The organism is Streptomyces sp. PTL18 (assembly GCF_059510295.1).
Map to the genome: position 1 here is coordinate 115,824 of NZ_JCAJZO010000011.1, position 25,847 is coordinate 141,670.

Annotated in this window: 18 protein-coding genes and 1 pseudogene; 14 read left to right on the top strand and 5 right to left on the bottom strand. The window is 71.3% G+C overall.

The annotated features are described in order from the left end of the window. Position 1: 1 nt before the first annotated feature. From AC5WS8_RS22045 to AC5WS8_RS22065, 5 genes are read left to right on the top strand one after another with little or no spacing between them, the layout of a single operon-like run. Entirely contained in the window at positions 2-1,249 is a 1,248-nt protein-coding gene (locus tag AC5WS8_RS22045; RefSeq protein ID WP_496105158.1) for a polyamine ABC transporter substrate-binding protein, read from the top strand. After that, positions 1,246-2,436 (top strand): ABC transporter ATP-binding protein, encoded by a 1,191-nt coding sequence (locus AC5WS8_RS22050; protein WP_496105159.1) that lies wholly within the window; start codon positions 1,246-1,248, stop codon positions 2,434-2,436. Before AC5WS8_RS22045 ends, AC5WS8_RS22050 begins: the two co-directional genes overlap by 4 nt. Then, complete coding sequence (locus tag AC5WS8_RS22055) at positions 2,436-3,368, top strand: ABC transporter permease (protein ID WP_496105160.1); 933 nt, start codon at positions 2,436-2,438, stop codon at positions 3,366-3,368. Before AC5WS8_RS22050 ends, AC5WS8_RS22055 begins: the two co-directional genes overlap by 1 nt. After that, a complete protein-coding gene (locus AC5WS8_RS22060; RefSeq protein ID WP_496105161.1) occupies positions 3,369-4,196 on the top strand; it encodes an ABC transporter permease in 828 nt (275 codons plus the stop codon). A 36-nt stretch (positions 4,197-4,232) separates the two neighbouring features. Continuing rightward, positions 4,233-5,651, top strand: coding sequence for an NAD(P)/FAD-dependent oxidoreductase (locus AC5WS8_RS22065; protein ID WP_496105162.1), 1,419 nt, complete (start codon positions 4,233-4,235; stop codon positions 5,649-5,651). Between the two features lie 15 nt (positions 5,652-5,666). Here the strand turns inward: AC5WS8_RS22065 and AC5WS8_RS22070 are convergent, their stop codons facing one another. Together AC5WS8_RS22070 and gabT are read right to left on the bottom strand one after the other, a co-directional pair. Then, positions 5,667-6,308 (bottom strand): phosphatase PAP2 family protein, encoded by a 642-nt coding sequence (locus AC5WS8_RS22070; protein WP_496105163.1) that lies wholly within the window; start codon positions 6,306-6,308, stop codon positions 5,667-5,669. Positions 6,309-6,691: 383 nt separating this feature from the next. After that, entirely contained in the window at positions 6,692-8,026 is a 1,335-nt protein-coding gene (gene gabT, locus AC5WS8_RS22075; RefSeq protein WP_496105164.1) for a 4-aminobutyrate--2-oxoglutarate transaminase, read from the bottom strand. A 315-nt stretch (positions 8,027-8,341) separates the two neighbouring features. On the opposite strand from gabT, the gene AC5WS8_RS22080 reads away from it, so the two are divergent. The 3 genes from AC5WS8_RS22080 to AC5WS8_RS22090 all read left to right on the top strand — a co-directional run bounded on the left by AC5WS8_RS22080 (position 8,342) and on the right by AC5WS8_RS22090 (position 13,856). After that, complete coding sequence (locus AC5WS8_RS22080; protein WP_496105165.1) at positions 8,342-10,459, top strand: type IV secretory system conjugative DNA transfer family protein; 2,118 nt, start codon at positions 8,342-8,344, stop codon at positions 10,457-10,459. Positions 10,460-10,597: 138 nt separating this feature from the next. Next, complete coding sequence (locus AC5WS8_RS22085; protein WP_496105166.1) at positions 10,598-12,268, top strand: PucR family transcriptional regulator; 1,671 nt, start codon at positions 10,598-10,600, stop codon at positions 12,266-12,268. Positions 12,269-12,410: 142 nt separating this feature from the next. Beyond that, a complete protein-coding gene (locus tag AC5WS8_RS22090) occupies positions 12,411-13,856 on the top strand; it encodes an aldehyde dehydrogenase family protein (protein ID WP_496105167.1) in 1,446 nt (481 codons plus the stop codon). A gap of 76 nt (positions 13,857-13,932) precedes the next feature. Here the strand turns inward: AC5WS8_RS22090 and AC5WS8_RS22095 are convergent, their stop codons facing one another. Continuing rightward, entirely contained in the window at positions 13,933-16,764 is a 2,832-nt protein-coding gene (locus tag AC5WS8_RS22095; RefSeq protein WP_496105168.1) for a glycoside hydrolase family 3 C-terminal domain-containing protein, read from the bottom strand. 367 nt (positions 16,765-17,131) lie between these two features. On the opposite strand from AC5WS8_RS22095, the gene AC5WS8_RS22100 reads away from it, so the two are divergent. From AC5WS8_RS22100 to aroQ, 6 genes and pseudogenes are all read left to right on the top strand, one after another. Beyond that, on the top strand, positions 17,132-18,820 hold the full coding sequence (locus AC5WS8_RS22100) for an extracellular solute-binding protein (RefSeq protein ID WP_496105169.1): 1,689 nt from the start codon (positions 17,132-17,134) through the stop codon (positions 18,818-18,820). A 27-nt stretch (positions 18,821-18,847) separates the two neighbouring features. Next, positions 18,848-19,882 (top strand): ABC transporter permease, encoded by a 1,035-nt coding sequence (locus AC5WS8_RS22105; RefSeq protein WP_496105170.1) that lies wholly within the window; start codon positions 18,848-18,850, stop codon positions 19,880-19,882. Next, entirely contained in the window at positions 19,879-20,814 is a 936-nt protein-coding gene (locus AC5WS8_RS22110) for a carbohydrate ABC transporter permease (protein WP_496105171.1), read from the top strand. Before AC5WS8_RS22105 ends, AC5WS8_RS22110 begins: the two co-directional genes overlap by 4 nt. A gap of 79 nt (positions 20,815-20,893) precedes the next feature. Then, a pseudogene (locus AC5WS8_RS22115) lies at positions 20,894-21,131 on the top strand (glycosyl hydrolase family 95 catalytic domain-containing protein); the annotation flags it as partial. Between the two features lie 41 nt (positions 21,132-21,172). Further along, on the top strand, positions 21,173-21,886 hold the full coding sequence (locus AC5WS8_RS22120; protein WP_496105172.1) for a glycoside hydrolase family 12 protein: 714 nt from the start codon (positions 21,173-21,175) through the stop codon (positions 21,884-21,886). 72 nt (positions 21,887-21,958) lie between these two features. Further along, positions 21,959-22,702, top strand: a complete 744-nt coding sequence (aroQ, locus tag AC5WS8_RS22125) for a gamma subclass chorismate mutase AroQ (protein ID WP_496105173.1) — start codon at positions 21,959-21,961, stop codon at positions 22,700-22,702. On the opposite strand, the gene AC5WS8_RS22130 is transcribed toward aroQ, so the two are convergent. Continuing rightward, positions 22,629-24,671 (bottom strand): glycoside hydrolase family 31 protein, encoded by a 2,043-nt coding sequence (locus AC5WS8_RS22130; RefSeq protein ID WP_496105174.1) that lies wholly within the window; start codon positions 24,669-24,671, stop codon positions 22,629-22,631. The genes aroQ and AC5WS8_RS22130 overlap by 74 nt on opposite strands. 134 nt (positions 24,672-24,805) lie before the next feature. Then, a complete protein-coding gene (locus AC5WS8_RS22135; RefSeq protein ID WP_496105175.1) occupies positions 24,806-25,819 on the bottom strand; it encodes a LacI family DNA-binding transcriptional regulator in 1,014 nt (337 codons plus the stop codon). Positions 25,820-25,847: the final 28 nt, after the last annotated feature.

Genomic DNA, 25,847 nt, shown 5'->3' on the forward strand with positions numbered 1-25,847 from the left:
CATGGAGCAGTACGAGCCCGACCGCCTGACCCCGGCCCAAGTGGCCGCCGTGCGGCGCAGTTTCCGCAGCGGCAGGGCCGCCCTGACCCGCCGTTCACTGCTGCGCGCCTCCGCGGGCGGTGTGCTCGCCGTGGGCGGACTGGGGACGCTGAGCGCCTGCGGCATCCCGCCGGCCGGCAGGACACAGGGCGGCACGTCCGCCCAGGACTTCTCCGCCAGGGAGAGGGTCGTCAACTTCTCCAACTGGCCCGAATACATCGACGCCGACGACAGCGGCAAGCACCACCCGACCCTCGACACGTTCCGCCGGCGGACCGGCATCACGGTCAGGTACACCGAGGACATCAACGACAACAACGAGTTCTTCGGCAAGATCAAGCCGCAGCTCGCCGCGGGCCAGGACACCGGCCGCGACCTCATCGTCCTCACCGACTGGCTGGCCGCCCGACTGATCCGCCTGGGGTGGGTGCAGAGACTGGACCCGTCCCACCTGCCGCACGCCTTCGCCAACCTGTCGGCCCAGTTCCGCACCCCCGACTGGGACCCGGGCCGCGCCTACTCCTACCCCTGGCAGGGCATCTCGACCGTCATCGCGTTCAACAAGAAGGCGCTCGACGGCATCGAGGTCAGGTCGGTCTCCGACCTGCTCGACAACCCGAGGCTCAAGGGCCGTGTCGGCTTCCTGTCGGAGATGCGCGACAGCGTCGGCATGACGATGCTCGACATGGGCAAGGACCCGGCGAAGTTCACCGACGACGACTTCGACGCGGTGATGGCCCGGTTGCAGAAGGCCGTCGACAAGGGCCAGATCCGCCGCTTCACCGGCAACGACTACACCTCCGACCTGAGCAAGGGCGACCTGGCCGCCTGCGTGGCCTGGGGCGGCGACATCGTCCAGCTCAAGGCGGACAGCCCGGACGTCGACTACGTGATCCCGGACAGCGGCTACATGACGTCCACCGACAACCTGCTGATTCCCAACAAGGCACGCCACAAGACGAACGCCGAACGGCTCATCGACTTCTACTACGAGCCCGAACAGGCCGCCGCACTGGCCGCCTACATCAACTACGTGTCCCCCGTCGACGGCGTGAAGGACCACCTCGCGAAGATCGACAAGTCGGCGGCGAACAACCCGCTGATCATTCCCGACAAGGCCATGGCCGCCAAGTCCCACGCCTTCCGTTCGCTGACGCAGAAGGAAGAGACGGCCTACGAAGAGAAGTTCGCGAAGCTCACAGGGGCGTGACGACGATGAACACCACGACAGACACCGGCGGCGACGTCCGCCTCGCGGGCATCAGCAAGACCTACGGCTCGTTCACCGCCGTACACCCGCTCGACCTCACCGTGCCGCAGGGCTCCTTCTTCGCCCTGCTCGGCGCCTCCGGCTGCGGCAAGACCACCACGCTGCGCATGATCGCAGGCCTGGAGGAACCGACGAGCGGCACCGTCCGTCTCGGCGACCAGGACGTCACCCACCTGCCGCCGTACAAGCGCCCGGTGAACACGGTCTTCCAGTCCTACGCCCTCTTCCCGCACCTGGACATCTTCGAGAACGTCGCCTTCGGCCTGCGCCGGCGCGGCATCAAGTCGGTGAAGAAGCAGGTCGAGGACATGCTGGAGCTGGTGCAGCTCGGCGAGCAGGCGCGCAAGAAGCCCCACCAGCTCTCCGGCGGCCAGCAGCAGCGCGTGGCCGTGGCCCGCGCACTGATCAACCACCCGAAGGTGCTGCTCCTGGACGAGCCGCTCGGCGCCCTCGACCTCAAGCTGCGCCGTCAGATGCAGCTGGAGCTCAAGCGGATCCAGACCGAGGTCGGCATCACCTTCATCCATGTCACGCACGACCAGGAGGAGGCCATGACGATGGCCGACACGGTCGCCGTGATGAACGCGGGCCGGGTCGAGCAACTCGGTTCGCCCACCGACCTGTACGAGAACCCGCGGACGACGTTCGTCGCCAACTTCCTCGGCACCTCCAACCTGATCGAGGCCGAAGTCGACTCCCGGCACGGCGAGGAGATCGTCCTGAAGGCGGGCGGCGGCAAGCTCACCCTCCCCGGGGCACGCTGCTGCGCGCCGACGGCCGGCGGCGGAAAGGTGCTGGTGGGCGTCCGCCCGGAGAAGATCTCCCTCATCCACGCCGACGACGCGGGCGAGGTCCCCGAGGGCCGCAACCGCATCACCGGAAGGATCGCCGACGCGAGCTTCATCGGCGTCTCCACCCAGTACGTCGTCGACAGCCCGGTCTGCCCGGAGTTCGCGGTCTACGCCCAGAACATCGACCGCGACCCCCGCCTGGTTCCCGGCGCGGAGGTCGTCCTGCACTGGAGCCCGGCCCACACCTTCGGCCTGGACGCCGCCCAGTCCCTGCTTGCCGGGACCGGCGACGCCGACGACGCGAGCGTGGAGCCCGGAGAAGGGGTGGCCGCCTGATGGCCGCCGTCACCGAGGCGCCGCCGCCCCTCGCGCCCCCCGCACCCGAGAGCAGGAAGCCCCCGCGCGGACGGGGCCGCCTCACGCCGTACTGGCTGCTGCTGCCCGGCATCCTGTGGCTGCTGGTCTTCTTCGCGCTGCCGATGATCTACCAGGCGTCCACTTCGGTGCAGACGGGCTCCCTGGAGCAGGGGTACAAGGTCACCTGGCACTTCGCCACCTACTGGAACGCACTGTCCGCCTACTGGCCGCAGTTCGTGCGGTCGGTCCTCTACGCGGCCGCCGCGACGCTGCTGTGTCTGCTCCTCGGCTACCCGCTCGCCTACCTCATCGCCTTCCGCGCGGGCCGCTGGCGGAACCTGATCATGATCCTGGTGATCGCGCCCTTCTTCACCAGCTTCCTGATCCGTACCCTCGCCTGGAAGACGATCCTGGCGGACGGCGGCCCGGTCGTCGGCGCCCTGAACACGCTGCACGTCCTGGACGTCACCAACTTGCTGGGCTGGACCTCGGGCGACCGCGTGCTGGCCACGCCGCTCGCGGTGGTGTGCGGACTGACGTACAACTTCCTGCCGTTCATGATCCTGCCGCTGTACACCTCGCTGGAGCGCATCGACCCGCGCCTGCACGAGGCGGCCGGCGACCTGTACGCGAAGCCCTTCACCACCTTCCGCAAGGTCACCTTCCCGCTGTCGATGCCGGGCGTGGTCTCCGGCACCCTGCTGACGTTCATTCCGGCGGCCGGCGACTACGTCAACGCCGATCTGCTCGGCTCCACGGACACCCGCATGGTCGGCAACGTCATCCAGACGCAGTTCCTGACCGTCCTCGACTATCCGAAGGCGGCCGCCCTCTCGTTCATCCTGATGGCCGCGATCCTCGTCATGGTCACGGTCTACATCCGCCGGTCCGGCACGGAGGATCTGGTTTAAATGGACACGCGACCCAGTCGCATATTCGGCGCGAGCGTCAACTGGCTCAAACGCCGTCTCGTCGTCATCGCCGGACTGCTGACGCTCGGATATCTCCTGCTGCCGAACGTCGTCGTCACGGTGTTCTCCTTCAACAAGCCCACGGGCCGCTTCAACTACCAGTGGCAGCAGTTCTCCACGGACGCCTGGCGGGATCCGTGCGGCGTCGCCGGGATGTGCGGCTCGCTCGCGGTCAGCCTCCAGATCGCCGTGTGGGCGACGCTCGGCGCCACGGTCCTCGGCACGATGATCGCCTTCGCACTGGTCCGCTACCGCTTCCGCGCGCGCGGCGCCGTCAACTCGCTGATCTTCCTGCCGATGGCGATGCCCGAGGTCGTCATGGCGGCCTCGCTGCTCACCCTGTTCCTCAACATGGGCGCTCAGCTCGGCTTCTGGACCATCCTGATCGCCCACATCATGTTCTGCCTCAGCTTCGTCGTCACCGCGGTCAAGGCGCGCGTGATGTCGATGGACCCGAGGCTGGAACAGGCCGCGCAGGACCTGTACGCGGGCCCGGTCCAGACGTTCCTGAGGGTCACGCTCCCCATCGCCGCCCCCGGGATCGCCGCCGGAGCACTGCTCGCCTTCGCGCTCTCCTTCGACGATTTCATCATCACCAATTTCAACGCGGGCTCGACCGTCACCTTCCCCATGTTCGTATGGGGCTCGGCGCAGCGTGGAACGCCCGTCCAGATCAATGTCATCGGCACGTCGATGTTCGTCGTCGCCGTCCTGTTCGTGCTGGCGTCCATGGCCGCCGGCAACCGCAGGAAGCGCCAGAAGGCGTAATCACCGTTCCGCAGAATTCCGTAGGGAGTTGACATCATGGCCCCGAGCGCCATGACCCGTTGGACCAGTTCTCTCTCCGACGCCCGGCCGGTCCCGTACTGGCTGGACGACCCCGGAAGGCCCCGCCCCGAGCCCGCGCTCACCGGCGCCGAGACCTGCGACCTGCTGGTCGTGGGCGGCGGCTACAGCGGACTGTGGACCGCGCTGATCGCCAAGGAGCGCGACCCCGGGCGGGACGTGGTGCTGGTGGAGGGCCGCGAGGTGGGCTGGGCCGCCTCCGGCCGCAACGGAGGATTCTGCGCCGCCTCCCTCACCCACGGCCCGGCCAACGGGCTGGCCCGCTGGCCGGACGAGATCCACAAGCTGCAGGAGCTGGGCGCCCGCAACCTCGACGAGATCGAGAAGGCGGTCGCCCGCCACTCGCTGGACTGCGAGTTCGAGCGCACCGGCGAGATCGACGTCGCGACCGAGACGTACCAGGCCTGGGAACTGAAGGACTGGTACACCGAGATGGAACGCCGGGGACTCGCCGACGGCGTCGAGTACCTGGACACGGACGCGGTACGGGACCAGGTCCACTCGCCCACCTTCCTGGCGGGCCTGTACGACCGCCGTGGCGTGGCCATGCTGCATCCGGCGAAGCTCGCCTGGGGTCTCAAACGTGCCTGCCTGCGCCTCGGCGTCCGCATCCACGAACACACACCCGCCCTCACCCTGAAGCCGTACGGCGCCGGCATGGCCGTCCGCACCCCGTACGGCGAGGTGCGCGCACGGCGCGTCGCGCTCGGCACGAACGTCTTCCCGAGCCTGGTGCGGCGCGTTCGCTCCTACACCGTGCCGGTCTACGACTACGCGCTGATGACCGAGCCGCTCACCGCAGGCCAGCTGGCTTCGGTCGGCTGGACGAACCGCCAGGGCCTCGGGGACTCCGCGAACCAGTTCCACTACTTCCGGCTCTCGGCCGACAACCGCATCCTGTGGGGCGGCTACGACGCGATCTACCCGTACGGCGGCCGGGTGCGCGCCGAGTACGAGGCCCGTCCGGAGACGTACGCCAAGCTCGCCGGGCACTTCTTCACCTGCTTCCCGCAGCTGGAGGGCGTCCGCTTCACCCACGCGTGGGGCGGCGCGATCGACACCTGCTCGCGCTTCTCGGCGTTCTACGGCACCGCCCACCAGGGGAGGGTGGCGTACGCGGCCGGTTACACGGGCCTCGGCGTCGGCGCGACCCGCTTCGGCGCGGAGGTGATGCTGGACCTGCTGGCGGGGGAGCGCACGGAGCGGACGGAACTGAGGATGGTCCGCAGGAAGCCGCTGCCGTTCCCCCCGGAGCCGTTCGCCTGGACGGGCATCGCGCTGACGAAGTGGTCGCTGGCGCGGGCGGACGCACACGAGGGGCGGCGCAATCTGTGGCTGAGGACCATGGACCGGCTGGGCCTGGGCTTCGACAGCTGAGGGCCTGCCCGGCCCCTACGGCCCCGCGTGCCGGCCGAGGAACACCGTGAGCCCGGTCAGCAGCACGGCGCACAGACACCAACTGGCCACGACGTCCAGGGGCCAGTGGTAGCCGTGGCGGACCAGACCGAAGGCCACGCCGAGGTTGAGGGCGAGGCAGGCGAGGAGCACTCCGCGGCGGGCGCACGCCGTGCGTAGCCGGGGCCGCAGGACGAGGGCCGCCGCACCGTAGGCGACGGCGGCGGTGGCCGTGTGGCCGGAGGGAAAGAACCCGGTGGCCGGGCCCATCACGGGTGGGCCCGGCCGGGCGACGAGGTCCTTGAGCGGGAGCACGACCACCGGGACGAGGGCCATCGGGACCGCCGCGGCGAGGGACGGCAGCCACCACCGCCGCACGCCGGCACGCCGGGCACGCCGGGCGACGCACACCAGCACCACCGCGAGGACCGGGACGGCGACGGAGATGCTCCCCAGGTCGGCGAGAATCCCCGAGAGCCGGTCGGGGCGGACCAGGTCCGCGCTCAGCCGCCGGTCAGCCCGCGCGAGCGGGCCATGAGCGACGACCTGCCAGGTGAGGAGCAGGAAGAGGAGGACGGAGGCGGCCAGGACACGGGCCGGCCACCCGCGGTGGGGGGCGGGTTCTCGCGACGACGACACGTCGGACAGCTTCGCAGGGCCGGCCCGGCGATCGTGACCGGGACCCGCCACCGGGGGAGGCAGAACGCGGAACGGCCGCCCCGGAACAGGGGGGGTGGTTCCGAGACGGCCGTGGTGATCGGGGTGCCGCCCGCCCCGGGGGGTTTGGGGCGTGCGGCCGTCCGATCATGAGGAGATCCGGAGCCGAAGGCTCCTTGTGTGCGCGAGGGCACGACCAGGTCGAAGCTGGGGAGGCCCCGGCCCAGTGCCGCCCACAATCCCCTGTGGGCGGGTGTATCTCTCATCCGGGGAAGAACCTACGGCAGGGAAAACCGCTCCGACAGCCGGAATCGTGTCCCGTCATCCACCTCGCACACCTTCTTCACACGCTCTGACGTTGGTGGTCAGATGCGGGCGAACGCCTGCTCGATGATGTCCAGGCCCTCGTTCAGCAGGTCCTGGCCGATCACCAGCGGCGGCAGGAAACGCAGCACGTTGCCGTAGGTGCCACAGGTCAGGACCAGCAGGCCCTCCTGGTGGCAGGCCTTGGCGAGCGCCGAGGTCGCCTCCGGGTTCGGCTCCTTCGTCGTACGGTCCTTCACCAGCTCGATCGCGACCATCGCGCCGCGGCCGCGGACGTCGCCGATCACGTCGAACTTCTCGGCCATCGCCGTCAGGCGGGCCTTCATGGTCTCCTCGATCTCCTTGGCGCGGGCGTTGAGATCCAGCTCCTTCATCGTCTCGATCGCGCCGAGCGCGCCCGCGCAGGCGACCGGGTTGCCGCCGTAGGTGCCGCCCAGGCCGCCCGCGTGCGCGGCGTCCATGATCTCGGCGCGGCCGGTGACCGCCGCGAGCGGGAGACCGCCCGCGATGCCCTTGGCGGTGGTGATCAGGTCGGGGACGATGCCCTCGTCCTCGCAGGCGAACCACTGGCCGGTGCGGCAGAAGCCGGACTGGATCTCGTCGGCGACGAAGACGATGCCGTTGTCCGTGGCGAACTTGCGCAGCGCCGGCAGGAAGCCCTTCGCCGGCTCGATGAAGCCGCCCTCACCCAGCACCGGCTCGATGATGATCGCGGCCACGTTGTCCGCGCCGACCTGCTTGGTGATCTGGTCGACGGCCTGCGCGGCGGCCTCGGGGCCGCAGTTCTCCGGGCCGGTCGGCCAGCGGTAGGCGTACGCCATCGGCATGCGGTAGACCTCGGGCGCGAACGGACCGAAACCGTGCTTGTACGGCATGTTCTTCGCCGTCAGCGCCATCGTGAGGTTGGTACGGCCGTGGTAGCCGTGGTCGAAGACGACGACCGCCTGCCGCCCGGTGTACGCGCGGGCGATCTTGACCGCGTTCTCGACGGCCTCGGCGCCCGAGTTGAACAGCGCGGACTTCTTGGCGTGGTCACCCGGCGTGAGCTCGGCCAGCGCCTCGGCGACGGCCACGTAGCCCTCGTACGGCGTGACCATGAAACAGGTGTGGGTGAAGTCCTGCAGCTGCGCCGACGCCCGGCGTACGACGGCCTCGGCGGAGGCGCCCACGGACGTCACCGCGATACCGGAACCGAAGTCGATCAGCCGGTTGCCGTCGACGTCCTCGATGATCCCGCCGCCCGCCCGGGCGGTGAACACCGGCAGCACGGAACCCACGCCCTGGGCGACCGCGGCGGTACGGCGGGCCTGCAGCTCCTGCGACTTCGGGCCGGGGATGGCGGTGACGACGCGGCGCTCCTGCGGAAGTGCGGTCATGGGGGCTCCCTGATGATCTTGCGTTCGGGCGTGTCGACGGTCGTGCCGACGGGGTGTCCCGACGGTCGTGCCGGCGGGGGTGTTTTTCGGACGCTTTCCTTCTTTTCCCGCAGGTTAAGGGGGGCCGCGAAGGGTGGGCATGCTCCATGTGGGCACCTTGAGCCCGCCGCCTTGTCCGCCGTGGACATAGCGGCGGACGGGGCGGAGGGGACGTGTCACCGGACACCTGGTCGCGTATGCGGTGAACTCCCCTTGCGAGGACGTTAGATTGACTCGCTGATGGTGGACGGAGCGGCTGGTCAGGGGGCAACGGCGATGGACAGCGACGGAACGCAGGACGCACGCAGCACACGGGCCACCCCCGTGCCGCGTCCGGCGGGACCGCCCCAGGCCCCGCCCCGCCCGGCGCACGCGCCCGGGCTGCCGCCGCGGCCGGACGGCTCGGCGTTCCTGGCCTGGCTGCGGGCGCCGCGGCCGCCCGCGCTGCCCGGCGTGTGGCGCTTCGGGCACCGGCCGCGACCCGAACAGGAACCGGAGCGGACCCCCACCCGGCAGCTGCTCAGCGGCGCGCTGATCGCGTTCCTGGTGGGCTGGCTGATCTGGTCGCTGCTGTGGAACGGCTATCTGGGCAGCTGGTGGGTGGTACCGCTGGACCTGTTCACCCCCGACTCCTGGCGGCACAGCGACGACCGCATCGGCAACGCCGTCCTCTGGTACGGCTACTACACGGTCATCGCCCTCGCCATCATGCTCACGGTCGGCAAGCTCGGCCGCTGGGGCGAGGTCTGGCGCCGCTTCGGACCGCCCGCCTGGCGCGCCGCGGCGCCCGTGGCCGAGAAGCCCCCCGCGCCCGAGGACGACCCCGCCCGGTTCAACCAGCTCCGGGCCGCGGGGGCGCAGGAGGCCGCCGACCGCCTCGCCGCCGACGCGCACGCCGGGCTGATGCGCGACGTCGACCACGCCCGCATCACCCGCGCCTGGCAGGGCGTGCTCAGCGGGCGGCACGACCTCGCCGCGTTCACCGGCGCGGTCCTCAAGGACGGCGCCGCCGCCTGCCCGCACCCCTCCGGGGAGCGCGACCTGCCCGCCCGGCTGGCCCGCCACGACCTGTTCACCGGCCAGGTGCGCCTCGGCACCGCCCTCGACGACCCCCGCAACCCCTACGCCTACCGCGGCAGCGGACTCGCCCTCGGCCCCGACCTGCTCGCCACCTCCCTGGTCGCCGTCGGGCCCGCAGGGTCCGGCAAGACCAGCTCGCTGGTGTGGCCGCTCGCCGAGTCGCTCTGCCTGCACGCACTCACCGGGCGGGCCGCCCTGGTCGTGGTCGGCGCGGCCGGCGCCGGACTCGGACCGGCGGACGCCTACGACGTCGTCGTACGCGTCGGACATCCCGACTCCGCCTACGACCTGGACCTGTACGGCGGGACCACCGATGCGGACGAGGCGGCGGCCGTGCTCGCCGAGGCACTCGCCGGCGACCTCGCCGACCCGCACCCCGGCGGGGACAGCCGCCGCTCCACCACCGTCCTCGCGCAGCTCCTCGGGCCCTACCGGGCCGTCCACGGGCGCTTCCCGTCCGTACCGGAGCTGCGCGAGCTCCTCGACGGCGCGCCCGGGCCCCTCGCCGCCCTGCGCAAGGCCCTGAAGGACACCGGGCAGGACGCCCTGCTGCGCGAACTGGACGCCCGGGAGCGGCAGTCCCGGCACCCGGGCGACGTCGGCGGCGTCCTCGCCGACCGGGTCGCGCTGCTCGACCGGCCCGCCTTCGCCCCGTTCTTCGACACCTCGGGGCAGACCCGGCCGTTCTCCCTGCGGGCCCTCGACCACCCGGTGCGGGTCCGCATCGACCTGCCCGAGCGCGGTCACGCCGACGCCTCGAGGATCCTCGCGCGGCTGGTGCTCGCCCAGTTCACGGCAAGTGTCACCACCCGCGAGGACCGGTCCCTGTTCGCCTGCCTGCTCCTCGACGACGCGAGCGGTGTCGTCACGCCCGAGGCCGTCCGCGGCATCCAGCGGCTCAGGTCCGCGAACGCCGGTGTCGTCCTCACCCTGCGCACCCTCGACGACGTGCCCCGGCCGCTGCGCGGACCCCTGCTCGGCGCCACCGGGTGCCGGATGGCGCTGTCCGGTCTCACTCCCTGGGACGGGCAGGACTTCGCCGAGGTGTGGGGCAAGGAGTGGACCGAGACCCGGGACGTCACCGACCGGCAGATCATCGCGGAGACGCCGGCGGGCAAGGCCCTCCACATGCTGCGCCGGGTGATCACCGGGCATGCGCCGACCGCGCGCGCCGTGACCGTCCGCCAGGTCGAGCGCGAGCGGTGGTCCGCGTCCGAGCTGGCGCACGCGGTGCCGCCGGGGCATGCGGTGCTCTCGCTGAGGAACGTGAGGGGCGAGCACGCCCCGCCGCTCCTGGTGGATCTGCGGAACTGACGGGGTTCCGGGTCCGCGGGACCGTACGGTGAGGCAGAATCGGCACAGGTCGTTCATACGCGGCGGCCAAGGATCACGACGATCACAGAGATCACACAGATCACACAGGTCACGACGATCACTCAGACCGAAGGCCCCATGCCCCTCACCCTCGCCTCGCTGGTCCACCACACCGCGCTCAAGCTGACCGTGCGCGCGGGTGAGGACCACCTGGACGTCCCCGTCCGCTGGGCGCACGTCAGCGAACTCGCCGACCCCGTGCCCTACATGGAGGGCGGCGAACTGCTCCTGATCACCGCCCTCAAGCTGGACGCGGACGACCCGGAGACCATGCGCCGCTATGTGAAGCGGCTGGCGGGCGCGGGCGTGGTCGGCCTCGGCTTCGCCGTCGGCGTCAACTACGACGAGGTCCCGAAGGCACTCGTGGACGCGGCCCGCGAGGAGGGGCTCCCGCTGCTCGAGGTGCCGCGCCGCACCCCCTTCCTCGCCATCAGCAAGGCCGTCTCCGCCGCGATCGCCGCCGACCAGTACCGGGCCGTGACCGCGGGGTTCGCCGCGCAGCGCGAGCTGACCAGGCAGGCGCTCAGCGACGGTCCGGAGGGACTGCTCACCGCGCTCGCCGCCCAGGTCGACGGCTGGGCCGCGCTGTACGACGCGTCCGGCGCCGTCGCCGCCGCCGCACCCGAGTGGGCGGGGCGCCGCGCCGCACGCCTCACCGCCGACGTGGAACGGCTGCGGGAGCGGCCCGCGCCGGCCAGCTCCGTGGTCGGCGGGCCGAACGGCGAGGACCGCATCGAGCTGCACTCCCTGGGCACCGGACGGCGCCCGCGCGCCGCGCTCGCCGTGGGCACGGCCGCCCCGCTGGGCACCGCCGAGCGGTACGCCGTGCACTCCGCCATCGCCCTGCTGACCCTCACCACCGAACGCTCCCGGTCCCTGCACGCCGCCGAGCAGCGGATCGGCGCGGCGGTACTGCGCATGCTGCTCGCCGGGCAGCCGGACCACGCCCGCGCCGTGGCCGGGGACCTGTACGGAGACCTCCTGGACGCGCCCTTCCGGGTGATCGTCGCCGAGTCGGCGTCCGCGTCGGCCGCCCGGGCGCACGCCGACGGGCACGCGCGCGTGGTGACGGCGCCGCCGACCGCCGTCGTGCTCGCGACGGCCGGCGCGGACGGGGACCCCCTGGAGGGGCTCGTGGAGGCGGTCGAGTCCGCCGCCGCCCGCTCCGGCGAGGCCGTGCTCGTCGTGCCCGAGGGGGAGGCCCGGCTCGTGATCCTCGCCGTCGACGGGGGCGCGGCCGTCGCCGCCTGCCAGGAGTACGCGCCGGCGGTCCAGGCCGCCCGGGCCGCCGCCCGCGAGCAGTCGGCCGCCGACGAGGACGAACTGGTGGTCGGGATGTCGGCTCCCGCCGGGCCGATCGCCGCCGCTGCCGCGTACAAACAGGCCGAACAGGCACTCTCGGTGGCCCGGCGGCGCGGCCGGGCGCTGGTCGAGCACGAGGAACTCGCGACCGGATCGGTGCTCCCGCTGCTCCAGGACGACGCCGTACGCGCCTTCGCGGACGGACTGCTGCGCGCCCTGCGCGAGCACGACGCGACGGGCCGCGGTGACCTGGTCGCCTCGCTGCGGGCCTGGCTGTCCCACCACGGCCAGTGGGACGCGGCGGCGGCCGACCTCGGCGTCCACCGCCACACGCTGCGCTACCGGATGCGCCGGGTGGAGGAGATCCTGGGCCGCTCCCTGGACGACCCGGACGTCCGGATGGAACTGTGGCTGGCGCTCAAGGCCACGGCGGCCGCGGGGGAGTGACGCCGACGTCGCTGTACACGGCGTCCAAGCCCGGCCGGGCAGTGCGACTTCCCGGACAAACGACCCGCCGCCGCCCCGGCCCTACCGTGGACCACGCAACCCCAAGCACCAGCCAACCTCGGAAGGGCCGGGACTGACCGCTATGACTTCCACCCACGCCTTCTGGCTCGCCGGCCGCCAGGCCACCGGTGAGACCACCTTCGACGTCACCTCCCCGTGGGACGGCCGGCTCGTCGGCAAGGTCGGCGTCCCGACCGAGGCGCAGGTCGAGGAGGCCGTGGCCGCCGCGTACGCCGTGCGGGACGAGTTCGCCGCCACCCCGGCCCACGTCCGCGCCGCCGCCCTCGACCATGTCTCGAAGCGGCTCGCGGAGCGCACCGAGGAGATCGCGGAGCTGATCTCGGCGGAGAACGGCAAGCCCGTCAAGTGGGCCCGCGGCGAGGTCGGCCGTGCCGTCTCCGTGTTCCGGTTCGCGGCCGAGGAGGCCCGCCGCTTCAACGGCGGCGAGGCGCAGCGCCTGGACACCGACGCCGGCGGCCAGGGCCGTCTGGCGCTGACCCGCCGCTTCCCCAAGGGCGTCGTCCTCGGCATCGCGCCGTTCAACTTCCCGCTGAACCTGTGCGCCCACAAGGTCGCCCCGGCCATCGCCGCCGGCGCCCCGATCATCCTCAAGCCGGCCCCGGCCACCCCGTTGTCCGGCCTGGTCATCGGTGAGCTGCTCGCCGAGACCGAGCTGCCCGCCGGCTCCTGGTCGATCCTGCCGGTCCCCAACGACCGCATGCCCGCCCTCGTCCAGGACGAGCGGCTGCCGGTCATCTCCTTCACCGGCTCCGAGAAGGTCGGCTACGCGATCATGGACTCGGTGCCGCGCAAGCACTGCACCCTGGAGCTGGGCGGCAACGGCGCGGCCGTCGTGCTCGCCGACTACGCGAGCGACGCGGACCTGGACTGGGCCGCGAACCGCATCGCCACCTTCTCCAACTACCAGGGCGGCCAGTCCTGCATCTCCGTCCAGCGCGTGATCGCCGACGCCTCGGTGTACGACCGGCTGCTGCCGCGCGTCGTCGCCGCCGTCGAGGCCCAGGTCACCGGCGACCCCTCCGACGGCGCGACCGACGTCGGCCCGCTGATCAGCGAGGAAGCCGCCAAGCGCGTGGAGTCCTGGGTCGACGAGGCCGTGGGTGCGGGCGCGAAACTGCTCACCGGCGGCAAGCGGGACGGTGCCTCCTACGCGCCGACCGTCCTCACCGAGGTGCCCGGCGATGTGACCATCTCCTGCGAGGAGGTCTTCGGCCCGGTCCTCACCGTGCAGAAGGCGGACGGCGAGGCCGAGGCGTTCGCCGCCGTCAACGACTCCAAGTACGGTCTGCAGGCGGGCGTGTTCACCCACGACCTCCAGGCCGCCTTCCGTGCCCACCGCGCCCTCGAGGTCGGCGGCGTGGTCATCGGCGACGTGCCGTCCTACCGCGCCGACCAGATGCCGTACGGCGGTGCCAAGCTGTCCGGCGTCGGGCGCGAGGGCGTGAAGTTCGCCATGGACGACTACACCTACGAGCGGGTGCTGGTCCTCACGGGTCTCGCCCTCTGACCCCGCTCGAAGACCGACGGCCGGAGCCCGCTGTGCGGGGGCTACGGCCGTCGGTGCGTCGGCCTGGTCCGGACCCTCAACCGGAGAAGCCGACGTGCGCGAGCCGCAGCGGGCCGCGCAGTCCGATGCGGACGTCGCGCACGCCCGAGGCGGTGAACACGGCGTCCACGGTGGCGTAGTCGTACGGGCCGGTGGGCGTGGCGGGCGTCAGCACCGCCGAAGGACCGCCCCCGTCCAGGGACAGCTCGACGGTGCCCTCACCGGCGACCCGCACCGCCACTTCCGTCACGCCGTCCGCGAAGTCGCAGCGGCGGAAGAGCAGTTCACCGCTCCCCCCGTCGGCGGGCGTCACGGCGTCCCCCGACACCTTCGCACGGTCGACGATCACCGTGCCCCGCTGCTCGTCGAAGTCGGCGGCCCGAAGGCCCCGTTCCCGCACCGGGCGCGGTCCGGCCGGCTCACCGGCCGGTGTGATCGTGGTACGCAGTCGTACGTCCTCGCTCGACGCGCCCACCAGGATCTCGTACGGGCCCGGCTCGAGCCGCCACCGCCCGTGTGCCACGTCCCAGAACTCCAAGGCGCTGAGCGGCACGTCGAAGGAAAGCTCCGCCGAGGCGCCGGGCGGCAGGTGCACGCGCCGGTGGGCGACCAGCTCCCGGCGCGGCCGCGGGACAGAGGGGTCGACCGCGCGGGTGTACACCTGGGCGACCTCGTCGGCGGCCCGGCCGCTGGTGTTGGTCACGGTGAAGGAGACCGCCACCCGCCCGTTCTCCACCCGGGCGGCGAGGTCGCCGTACGCGAAGGAGGCGTACGACAGACCGTGCCCGAACGGGAACAGCGGCGTTCCCTCGAAGTACAGATACGTCTGACGGCTGCCGATCACGTCGTAGTCGAGCAGATCGGGCAGGTCCGCGTCGTCCGCGTACCAGGTCTGCGGCAGACGGCCGGCGGGCGGGACGTCGCCGGACAGCACCCGGGCCAGCGCGGTGCCCGCGGCCTGGCCGCCGTGCGCGGTCCACAGCAGGGCCGGCAGGTCGGCGGGGTCGACCGCGTACGGGTACGCGGAGACCAGCACCAGCGCCGTGCGCGGGTTGGCGGCGCGGGCCGCGCGCAGCAGGCGCTCCTGGTGGTCGGGCAGGCGCAGCGTCGTACGGTCCTCGGTCTCACGGCCGTTCAGGTGCGGGTCGTTGCCCGCGAACACGAGCACCACGTCAGCACCGGCGGCAACCCGGGTGACAGCGTCCTCGCCGCGCTCGACGACCTCCAGTGCGAAGACCTCCGGATGCTCCGCGGCAACCTTCACGCCGTCGGCGGCGACCGACACGTACCCGCCCGTCCCGGCATGCTTGAGGAGGTGGCCGCTGCCATGGGGTTCCAGGCGGAACGTCTCCTGGACGACCCAGCCGCCGGGCTGGTCCGCGGACGCGCGGACATACCCGTCGTCGGCGACCGAGAGATACCGCCCGTCGGGGGCGCGGAAGGTCAGCAGGCCCTCGCCCCAGTCGATCAGCGACAGTTCGCTGCCGTGCGCGTCGGTGGTGAGCGGCGGCAGGTCCGTGCGGCCCCGCAGCAGTGCCGGGTCCAGGGCGCCCTCGGCGCCGGGCACCTCGTCGCCGGCGTCGGCCACGGCCACCCGCAGATACGCACCCGCGGAGGTCTTCAGACGTACCCGGTCCACGCCCTCCGCGAAGTCCACCTGATCGGCGCCGAAGCGTTCGTACAGGCCCTCCAGAGGTGTGGACCGGTGGATCAGCGTGCCGCTGTACCAGTCGAGCTTGCACTCGTCGGCGAGCAGGCCGACCGCCGCGACGCGCACGTCGTCGGCGAGGGGCAGCAGGCCGTCGTTCTTCAGCAGTACGATCGCCTGCTCCGCGGCCTCCCGGGCGAGCGCCCGATGGGCCGGGGTGTCGAAGTCCCGGGTCCCCGCGTGCGGGTCGAGGCGCGGGTCGAACTCGCCCAGCCGGAACCGCACCGAGAGCTGCCGGCGCACCGCCTGGTCGACGTCCTCCTCGCTCAGCAGCCCCTTCTCCAGCGCGCCCCTGATCCGCGCGACGGTCGTCGAGCTGTCCGTGCCGTGGTCGGTGAAGCTGTCGACGCCGGCCTGGACCGCCGCGGCCGTCGCCTCCTCGTGTGTGTCGAAGTAGTGCTCGGAGTCGACCAGGTTGGACGGTGCGCCAGCGTCCGAGCAGACCAGCAGCTCCTGGTCGCTCCAGCGGCGCAGGTGCTCGCGCAGATGGGGCGAGACATGGTTGGGGCGGCCGTTGACCAGGTTGTACGCGGGCATCACCCCGGCCACCGAGCCCGCCCGAACCGCCTCGCGGAACGCCCTCAGGTCGTACTCGTGCAGCACGCGCGGACGGACCGAGGAGGAGGTGGTGTCACGGTCGGTCTCGTTGTTGTGGGCGAGCCAGTGCTTGAGGACCGGGGCGGTGCGCCAGTACGTCGGATGGTCGCCGCGCAGGCCGCGCGTGTACGCCGTCGCGATCGCCGAGGTCAGCCCGGGGTCCTCCGAGTAGCCCTCCTCGTTGCGGCCCCACAGCGGGTGGCGCAGCAGGTTGACCGTGGGCGACCAGACGTTGAGGCCGACGCGCTCGTCGCGGGCGCGCATCGCCCGGACCTCCTTGGAGACGGCCTCGCCGACCCGGCGCACCAGGTCCTCGTTCCAGGTCGCGCCGAGCCCCACCGCCTGCGGGAACACCGTCGCCGGACCCATCCACGCCACTCCGTGCAGCGCCTCCTGGCCGGTGCGGAACGCGGCGATGCCGAGGCGCTCGACGCCGGGCACGTACTGGTGCAGGAACGCGGTCCTCTCGTCGAGCGTCAGCCGCGCCACCAGGTCGTCGATGCGCTTCGCGAACGGCAGCTGCGGATCACGGAAGGGGGGAGCGGGTGGCGTCTGTCCGGTCACGTGGTGATCCTTCGGAGGTCGAGCGGCGGGCTCTTTCGAAGCGCTTCGATGCTCATTCGCCTCACGGTCGCGTGTCAAGACACCCGGGCGCAACAAATCCGTTTCCTCGCCGTGATTCCAAGCCTTCCCGTCCGCCCGGCCGACGCCTCCGCACCGCGCAGGAATCTTGGAAGCGACCCTTGTGCGTCCCCAGGTGTTCACTTAACCTCGCAGCAACATCGAAGCGCTTCGACTGCGGAGGGTCCGCTCGACGTGCTCTCCTCCCCCCGATGTCACCGACGCTTCAGCTCAGCCAAGTTCCACTCGAGACACCGCAGCCGACGGCTCTTCCGCCGGGTGTCCTGGTGCGCCACGAAGGGTTGACGCAATGACGCCGAACTCCGCTTCCACCGCCCAGAGCCGGAGAAGCTTCCTCGCCTCCACGGCGGGCGCCGCCGCCGCGGTCGCCGGCGGCATGCCGCTGCTTGCCGCCTGCAGCGGTTCGGACAGCGGCTCGCGGGATGGAACCACGTCGGGCAAGAACGCCGAGAAGATCCTGCCCGCCTACGTGGCCAGCAGCGTGGTGAAGCCGGACATCCCGTCCAAGAACGGCTCGGCGACGGGCTTCACCGCCAAGCTCGACGTCGGCACTCTCAAGACCTCGGTGCCCAGGAAGCTGGGCAAGGGCGGCACGGTCACCGTCATGTCGCCGTTCTGGGGCTCGCCGCCCAAGCAGGACAACCCCTACTACACGTCGATGAACGACCTGATCGGCGTCGATGTCGAGTGGCGGAACCAGGACGGCAACACCTACGACCAGAAGCTCGGCGCGGTCCTCGCCTCCAGCGACATCCCGGACGTGGTGGTGATCCCCGGCTGGAACATGACCGGCCGGATACCCAGCGCCATCATCGGCAAGTTCGCCGACCTCGGCCCCTACCTGTCCGGGGACAAGGTCAAGGAGTACCCGAACCTGGCGGCGATCCCCAGCGACGCCTGGCAGCGCTCCATCTTCGGCGGCAAGCTGATGGGCCTGCCGATGCCCGCCCCGTACGTCCAGAACATCGTGCCGCTCTACCGTCAGGACATCTTCGACAAGGAGGGCTACCGGGTCCCGAGGTCCGCCGACGAGTTCACGGCCCTGTGCAAGGAGATCACCAGCCCCAGGGCCAAGCGGTGGGCCTGCGGTGACATGAAGTGGACCGCCTTCAACACCTTCGGCGTGATCAGCGGCGGGGAGAAGTCGCTCGGCTGGACCGTGGTCGACGGCAAGCTGATCAACCGCATCGAGACCCCGGAGTACCTGGAAGCGCTGGAGTGGGCGCGCAAACTGATGGCCGCCGGGTACGTCCACCCCCAGTTCAAGCTGGGCAAGAGCCAGATCGGCGACCCGGCGCCCCTGTTCGCCGCGGGCGAGTTCCTGATCTGGAACGACGACATCTCCAACTGGTACGGGCGACAGGCCTCCCAGATCACCCAGAACCCCGGCTTCAAGGTATGGGGCATGGACCTCTGGGGCCACGACGGCGGCAACCCGACCCTGTGGGCCGCGAACCCGGCCGGCATCTTCTCATTCGTCAACAAGAACGCCTCCGAGTCCGTCGTCCGCGACGTGCTGGCGCTCGCCGACGTCACCGCGGCGCCGTACGGCACCAAGGAGTGGATGATGACCAACTACGGGGTCGAGGGCACGCACTACACGCTCAAGAACGGTGTGCCCGTCAAGAACGACAAGGGCAACAACGAGGTCGTCAACGCCTACGTCATGGTCGCGAGCCCCGCCGCGACCATCGCACACCCCGACCTCCCGGAGTACACCAAGGGCATGGTGGAGTGGCAGCAGCGGATGGGAGCCTTCACCAGGAAGTCGTCCTTCTGGGGCATGCAGATCACCGAGCCCTCCCGCTACACCAACCTCGCCGACGACTTCGAGCAGCTCGAGGACGACATCGTCCGCGGCCACAAGAAGATCAGCGACATGCAGCAGGCCGTCTCCGACTGGAAGAAGAAGGGCGGGGACCGGCTGCGCGACTGGTACAAGAAGCTTCTCGACGAGAACGGCTCGGCGGCGAGCTGACCGGGCTCTGAGGCAAGGAGAACAGCCGTGTCCCACAGCACGGTGCCTCGGAGCGGTACCGAGGCCGACATGCTCGAGAAGACCCCGGTGGCGTCCGGCGGCGCCACCGGTTCCCGGGAGAGGCGGAGTACAGGGAAGCCGAGTCTGCGGCTCAGGTTCCGGCGCGACCGGGTCCTGATCCTGATGACGCTGCCGGCCGTCGTGCTGCTTCTGGTCTTCAACTACCTGCCGATCCTCGGCAACGTCGTCGCCTTCCAGGACTACGACCCCTACATCAGCGGCAACGGCGTCGTCTCCATCCTGCACAGCCCCTTCGTGGGACTGGAGAACTTCCAGCAGGTCTTCGGGGACTCCGCCTTCTGGAACGCCGTCGAGAACACGCTCGTGCTGTTCCTCGTCCAGCTCGTGCTGTTCTTCCCGATTCCGATCCTGCTCGCGCTGCTCATCAACAGCGTGGTCCGGCCCCGGGTGCGGGCCGTCGCGCAGGCCGTCCTCTATCTGCCGCACTTCTTCTCCTGGGTGCTGGTCATCGCCGTCTTCCAGCAGATGTTCGGCGGCGCGGGCATGCTCTCCCAGCTGCTGCGGCAGCACGGGTACGACGGCTTCGACATCATGACCGACCCGAACACCTTCCCGCTCCTGGTCACCGCGCAGAGCGTGTGGAAGGACGCCGGGTGGGGGATCATCGTCTTCCTCGCCGCGCTGGCCTCCGTTCCCCAGGACCTCTACGAAGCCGCGGCGATGGACGGCGCCGGACGTCGGCGCCGCATGTGGCACGTCACGCTTCCCGCCCTGCGCCCGGTGATCGCCCTGCTCCTCGTGCTGCGCGTCGGCGACGCCCTGACCGTCGGGTTCGAACAGATCCTGCTGCAACGCGACGCCGTCGGGCCGGACGCCGGGGAGGTCCTCGACACCTTCGTGTGGTGGAACGGCGTGCGGAACCAGGACTTCGGCTATGCGGCCGCCGCCGGCCTGGTCAAGGGCGTGGTCAGCATCGGCCTGGTCCTCGCCGCGAACAAGGTGGCCCATCTCATGGGGGAGCAGGGGGTGTACAAGAAATGACCACCGTCGTCGACAAACCGGCCGGCAGGCCGAGTGCGTGGGTCGCACCGGAGCGCCCGGCGTGGGAGGAGGAGCCCTCGAGGGCCGGCCTCGCGGGCAAGGGCCTGGTCCTGTCCGTCGCCTGTCTGGCGGTCCTCTTCCCGCTGTGGATCGTGGTCGTCACCAGCCTCTCCTCGCGCAGGACCATCGACGCGGCGGGCGGCCTGGTGCTCGTGCCCAAGGGCATCACGTTCATCGCCTACAAGGAGTTGCTCAGCGGCGGCCAGGTCACCCGGGCCACGGTCATCAGCATCCTGGTCACCCTGGTCGGCACGCTGTTCTCGATGACCGTGTCCGTCGGTTGCGCCTACGGCCTGTCCCGCAGCGGCTCGCTCGCGCACCGCGGGATCCTGATGACGCTGCTGGCGACCATGTTCTTCAGCGCCGGCCTCATCCCCACCTATCTGCTGGTGCAGTCCCTGGGCCTGACGGACACGTATCCCGCGCTGATCCTGCCGAGCGCGGTGAGCGTCTTCAACATCCTGGTGCTGCGGGGCTTCTTCATGGGGATCTCGCAGGAACTCATCGACAGCGCCCGCATCGACGGAGCCGGGGACTTCCGGATCCTGTGGACGATCGTCATGCCGCTGTCGCGGGCCGTCCTCGCGGTGATCACGCTGTTCTACGCCGTCGGGTACTGGAGCGCCTGGTTCAACGCCTCGATCTACCTGAACGACCAGAACAAGATGCCGTTGCAGAACGTCATGATCCAGCTCGTGCAGAGGCAGCAGCAGCCGGTCGGTCTGGGCCAGGCCATCAGGACCGGTCAGTTGTCGGGGCTCGCCATCCAGATGGCGGTCATGGTGATGGCCCTCCTCCCCGTCGCCGTCCTCTCCCCCTTCGTCCAGAAGCACTTCAAGAAGGGCATGCTCACCGGCGCGGTCAAGGGCTGACGGCCGGACCCCCCGACTCCGTCGCGGCCGACCTGCTCCCGTCAGCGGTCGCCCGCGACGGACCCGAGCCTCCCCGCCTTCGACCCCCGACCGGCTGGTCCTGCGGCCCGCGCCGCCGAAGGCGTACCCGAGCGGCGGGCTGCGCGGGATCGCCCCCGGTGCGGGGCCGAGGTCCACCTCACCTGGAGGCCGGACGGCGCCACCGCCGTCATCCGGCCGAGCCGCAGCCACCGCGTCGAACTCCGCACTTCGCCGGCACCGGGTCCCTCGACCTGGTCGCCGCAGAAGACCACGTCCTCACTCTGACGACGTGGTGAACACTCCCCCCGCAATTCCCCCCACCCATGGAAGGGACACCATGGCAACACACACCCTGAGCAGGGTCGCCAAGGCCCTGTTGGCCCCCGCTATGGCGCTCGGTGCCACGATCGGCCTGGCCTCCGCCCCCGCCTCCGCCGCCGTCTGGAGCTCCTGCGACCAGTGGGGCAGCACCACCCTGAACGGCTACACGCTCTACAACGACATCTGGGGCTCCGGCGCCGGCAGCCAGTGCATCTGGGCGAACTCCGGCACCAACTGGGGCGTCTGGGCCGACCACCCCGACACCGGCGGCATCAAGTCCTACCCGAACGCCAAGAAGGTGATCAACAAGTCGATCTCCTCGCTCTCGTCGTTGTCCAGCAGCTACAACGTCACGGTGCCGGCGTCCGGCGCGTACGAGACGGCGTACGACATCTGGGACACCGGCAACAAGCACGAGATCATGCTCTGGGTCAACAAGACCGGGCCCGTGGGTCCCCTCGGCACCTCCCAGGGCAGCGTGACGCTCGGCGGCTCCACCTGGACCGTCCACAAGGGCAACAACGGCGCGAACGACGTCTTCTCGTTCGTGCGCACCTCCAACTCCGGCTCCGGCACCGTCGACATCCTGCCGATCCTGAAGTGGATCAGGGACACCAAGCGCTGGTTCGGCGACGTGACCATCACGGACCTGCAGTTCGGCTACGAGATCACGTCCTCGTCCGGCGGCCTGAACTTCGCCACCAACAGCCTGAGCGTCTCCAGCGGTTGACCAAGGCCGGAAGCCGTCCCTTCACTGAGGGGCGGCTTCCTCCGCCGGACGGGCATGGGTTGGATGGCGGCCATGCCGATCACCGGCCGCCCCCTGCGCATCCTGACCGCCGCGACCGCCGCGGCCGTCGTCCTCGCCCTTCCCGCCGCCGCACACGCCGCGCCGGTCCCGGCGCCCGCTGCCGTCTCCACCAGGCCCTCGGCGTCCGTCCTCCATCCCGTCGCCGAGCTGTCCGCCGAGCGGCTCGCCACCGCCGACCTGGTGGCGGCCGCCAAGTGGGGCACCGACCGCCCCATCGACGACCCCGCCCGCGAGCAGCAGGTCCTCGACGCGGCAGCCGCCCGGGCACAGCAGCTCGGTGCGGACCCGGACGAGGTCCGGCGCGTCTTCCGCGACCGGATCGAAGCGAACAAGCTGGTGCAGCGCGGCCTGTTCCGGCGGTGGACCGACCACCCGGACCAGGCCCCCCTCACACGACCCGACCTGGCTGTCGTCCGCCAGGAGATCAACCGCACCAACACGGCGCTCGTCCAGGCCCTCGCCGACACGGCCGCGGCCCGCGCCGTGCCCGTCTGCCGCCCGGAACTCGCCCTCGCCGCTGTCCGGGTCCACCACGAGGACCGTCTGGACGCCCTGCACACCAGGGCGCCGCTCCGCTCCCTGCGGTCGGTCTGCGCAAGCCGACGTACCGGCCCTCGGCTGCGGTCGGTCCCGGCGGGACCGGCCGCGGGCCGTCCGCCAGTCACTCGGCGATCGGCAGCTCCGCCCCGTCCCGCAGAAACAGCGGGATGCGGTCCAGGGGCGCGTCGACGGTGACGACCTCGCCGCCCTCGTACGCCTCACCCGTCCACGCGTCCTTCCAGCGGGCGCCCTCCGGCAGGTACGTGGTCCACGTCGTCACACCCGGCTCCAGGACCGGGGCGACCAGCAGGTCGGGGCCGAACAGGTAGGCGTCGGCCACCTGCCAGGCGCGTTCGTCCCCGGGGAACTCCAGGAACAGCGGCCGCATCACCGGCAGCCCCTCCTCATGGGCCTGCCGCATGACCTCCAGGACGTATGGCTTCAGACGCTCGCGCAGCCGCAGGTACCGCTCCAGGATCGCGCCGGCCTCCTCCCCGTACGACCACACCTCGTTCGGGCCGCCGGTCATCTCCGGGCCGAGCGGCATGCCGGGGTCGCGGAAGCCGTGCAGGCGCATCAGCGGGGACAGCGCGCCGAACTGGAACCAGCGGACCATCACCTCGCGGTAGGCCGCATCGTGGGGGTCGCCGCCGTGGAAGCCGCCGATGTCGGTGTTCCACCACGGGATGCCGGACAGGGCGGTGTTCAGGCCGGCGGCGATCTGGCGGCGCAGGGTCGCGAAGTCGGTGCCGATGTCTCCGGACCACAGTGCGGCGCCGTAGCGCTGGCTGCCCGCCCACGCCGAGCGGTTGAGGGTGACGACGTCCGTCTCACCGGAGGCGAGCATGCCCTCGTAGAAGGTGCGGGCGTTCTCGGCCGGGTAGATGTTGCCGACCTCCAGACCCGGGCCCGCCCAGTAGCGCAGGTTCTCCTGGAAACCCGGCTTCAGCTCCGGCTCGCAGGCGTCCAGCCAGAACGCCCTGATGCCGTACGGGTCGAGGTAGTTCTCCTTCACCCGCGACCACACGAACTCCCGCGCGTCCGGGTTCGTGGCGTCGTAGAAGGCGACCTGGACGGTGGAGGCGACCTCCTTGTCCGGCCAGTCGGCGTGTGCCAACGGCCCGTACTGGGTGCCGATGAAGTAGCCGCGCTGCTCCATCACCGGGTGGTTCTCGCTCAGCGGCGACACGGACGGCCACACGCTCACCACCAGCTTGATGCCGAGCTCGTCCAGCTCCCGCACCATCGCCGCCGGGTCGGGCCACTCCTTCGGGTCGAACCTCCACTCGCCCAGGTGCGTCCAGTGGAAGAAGTCGCACACGATCGCGTCGATCGGCAGGCCCCGCCGCTTGTACTCCCTCGCCACGGTGAGGAGTTCGTCCTGGGTGCGGTAGCGCAGCTTGCACTGCCAGAAGCCCGCCGCCCACTCCGGGAGCATCGGGGCGCGGCCGGTGACCGCGCTGTACGCGCGCTGGGCGTCGGCCGGGGCGCCCGCGGTGATCCAGTAGTCGATCTGCCGGGCCGAGTCCGCCACCCAGCGGGTGCCGTTGCCCGCCAGCTCCACGCGGCCGATCGCCGGGTTGTTCCACAGCAGGGTGTAGCCGCGGCTGGAGGTCAGCACCGGCACGGAGACCTCGGCGTTGCGCTGGACCAGATCGACGACCAGCCCCTTCTGGTCCAGCCGCCCGTGCTGGTGCTGGCCCAGCCCGTACAGCTTCTCGTCGTCGTACGCGGCGAAACGCTGCTCCAGGCGGTGGTGGCCGTTGCCGACGGCCGTGTACAGGCGCGGCCCCGGCCACCAGAAGTGGGCGCGCTCCTCGGCCAGCAGCTCGCCGCCGTCCTCCGTGCGCAGGAAGCGGATCAGGCCCTCGGCGTCCATGTCCACCGTGAGTGCGCCGACCGTGAGCCGACCGTGCCCCTCCTCGATCTTGACGGTGCTCCCGGTGGCCGTCGGCGCGTCGAGCAGGGCGCCCGGCAGCCCCTCGAGGACCGGGCCGCCGAGCCGGGCCCGCACGCGCACGGCGTCCGGCCCCCACGGCTCGATGCGCACGGTCTCCTGACGGCCGCTCCACTCCAGCGCACCGTCCCGCTCACGGAAGGTGCCCACGGTGGGGGCGGACTGGGCGAGGCTGACCTGGGGCTGCGTTGCGGCAGGCTGATTCACGGTGGGGTGCTCCTGAAGGGATGCAGACAGGAAGGTGTCTGGAACTTCAGGCGCCGGGAACGGCAGGCGCCTGGGAGAGCTGCGGCGTGGATGCCCCGGCGGGCACGGCACGGGTGCGGTGCCGAGCCGTGGTCTCAGGGCGCGGACGGCGCCGGGCCGGTGCTGGCCCGGACCGTCAGCTCCGGGGCGAGCAGCACGACTTCGTCCGTGCCGTGGCCGTCCAGCTTCGCCACCAGCAGCTCGACCGCGCGCCGGCCCATCTCCTGCGCGGGGATGGCGACGGACGTCAGCCGCACCGAGGCCTGCGTGGCGACCTGGTCCGGGCAGATCGCGATCACGGAGACGTCCTCGGGGACGGCCCTGCCCTGCTGGCGCAGCAGCGCGAGCAGCGGCTCGACCGCGGACTCGTTCTGCACGACGAACCCGGTGGTGCCCGGCCGCTCGTCGAGGATCCGGGCCAGGGTCACCGCCATCGCGTCGTACCCGCCCTCGCAGGGGCGGTGCAGCACCCTGAGGCCCAGCTTCCGGGAGCGGGACCGGAGGCCGTCGAGGGTGCGCTCCGCGAAGCCGGTGTGCCGTTCGTAGACGGCGGGCGCCTCGCCGATGACGGCGACGTCACGGTGGCCGAGGACCGCCAGGTGCTCGGCGCACAGCGCGCCCGTCGCCCCGAAGTCGAGATCCACACAGGTCAGTCCGGTGGTGCTGGCGGGCAGACCGATGAGCACCGAGGGCTGGTCCGTCTCACGCAGCAACGGCAGCCGCTCGTCGTCCAGTTCGACGTCCATGAGGATCATCGCGTCCGCGAGGCCGCTGCCCGTGACCCGTCGCACCGCGTCCGGGCCCTCCTCGCCGGTGAGCAGCAGGACGTCGTACCCGTGAGCGCGCGCGGTGGTCGCCACGGCGATGGCGATCTCCATCATCACCGGCACGTACATGTCCGTGCGGAGCGGCACCATCAGCGCGATGATGTTCGACTTGTTGCTGGCCAGGGCGCGCGCCCCGGCGTTCGGGTGGTAGCCGAGCTCCCGGATGCTCCGCTCGACCCGCTGCCGGGTGGACGCGGAGATGGACCGCTTGCCGCTGATGACATAGCTCACCGTGCTCGCCGACACTCCGGCGTGCTGGGCGACCTCGGCGAGGGTGACCATCCAGCTCTCCCAGCGTAGTGAAGCGCTT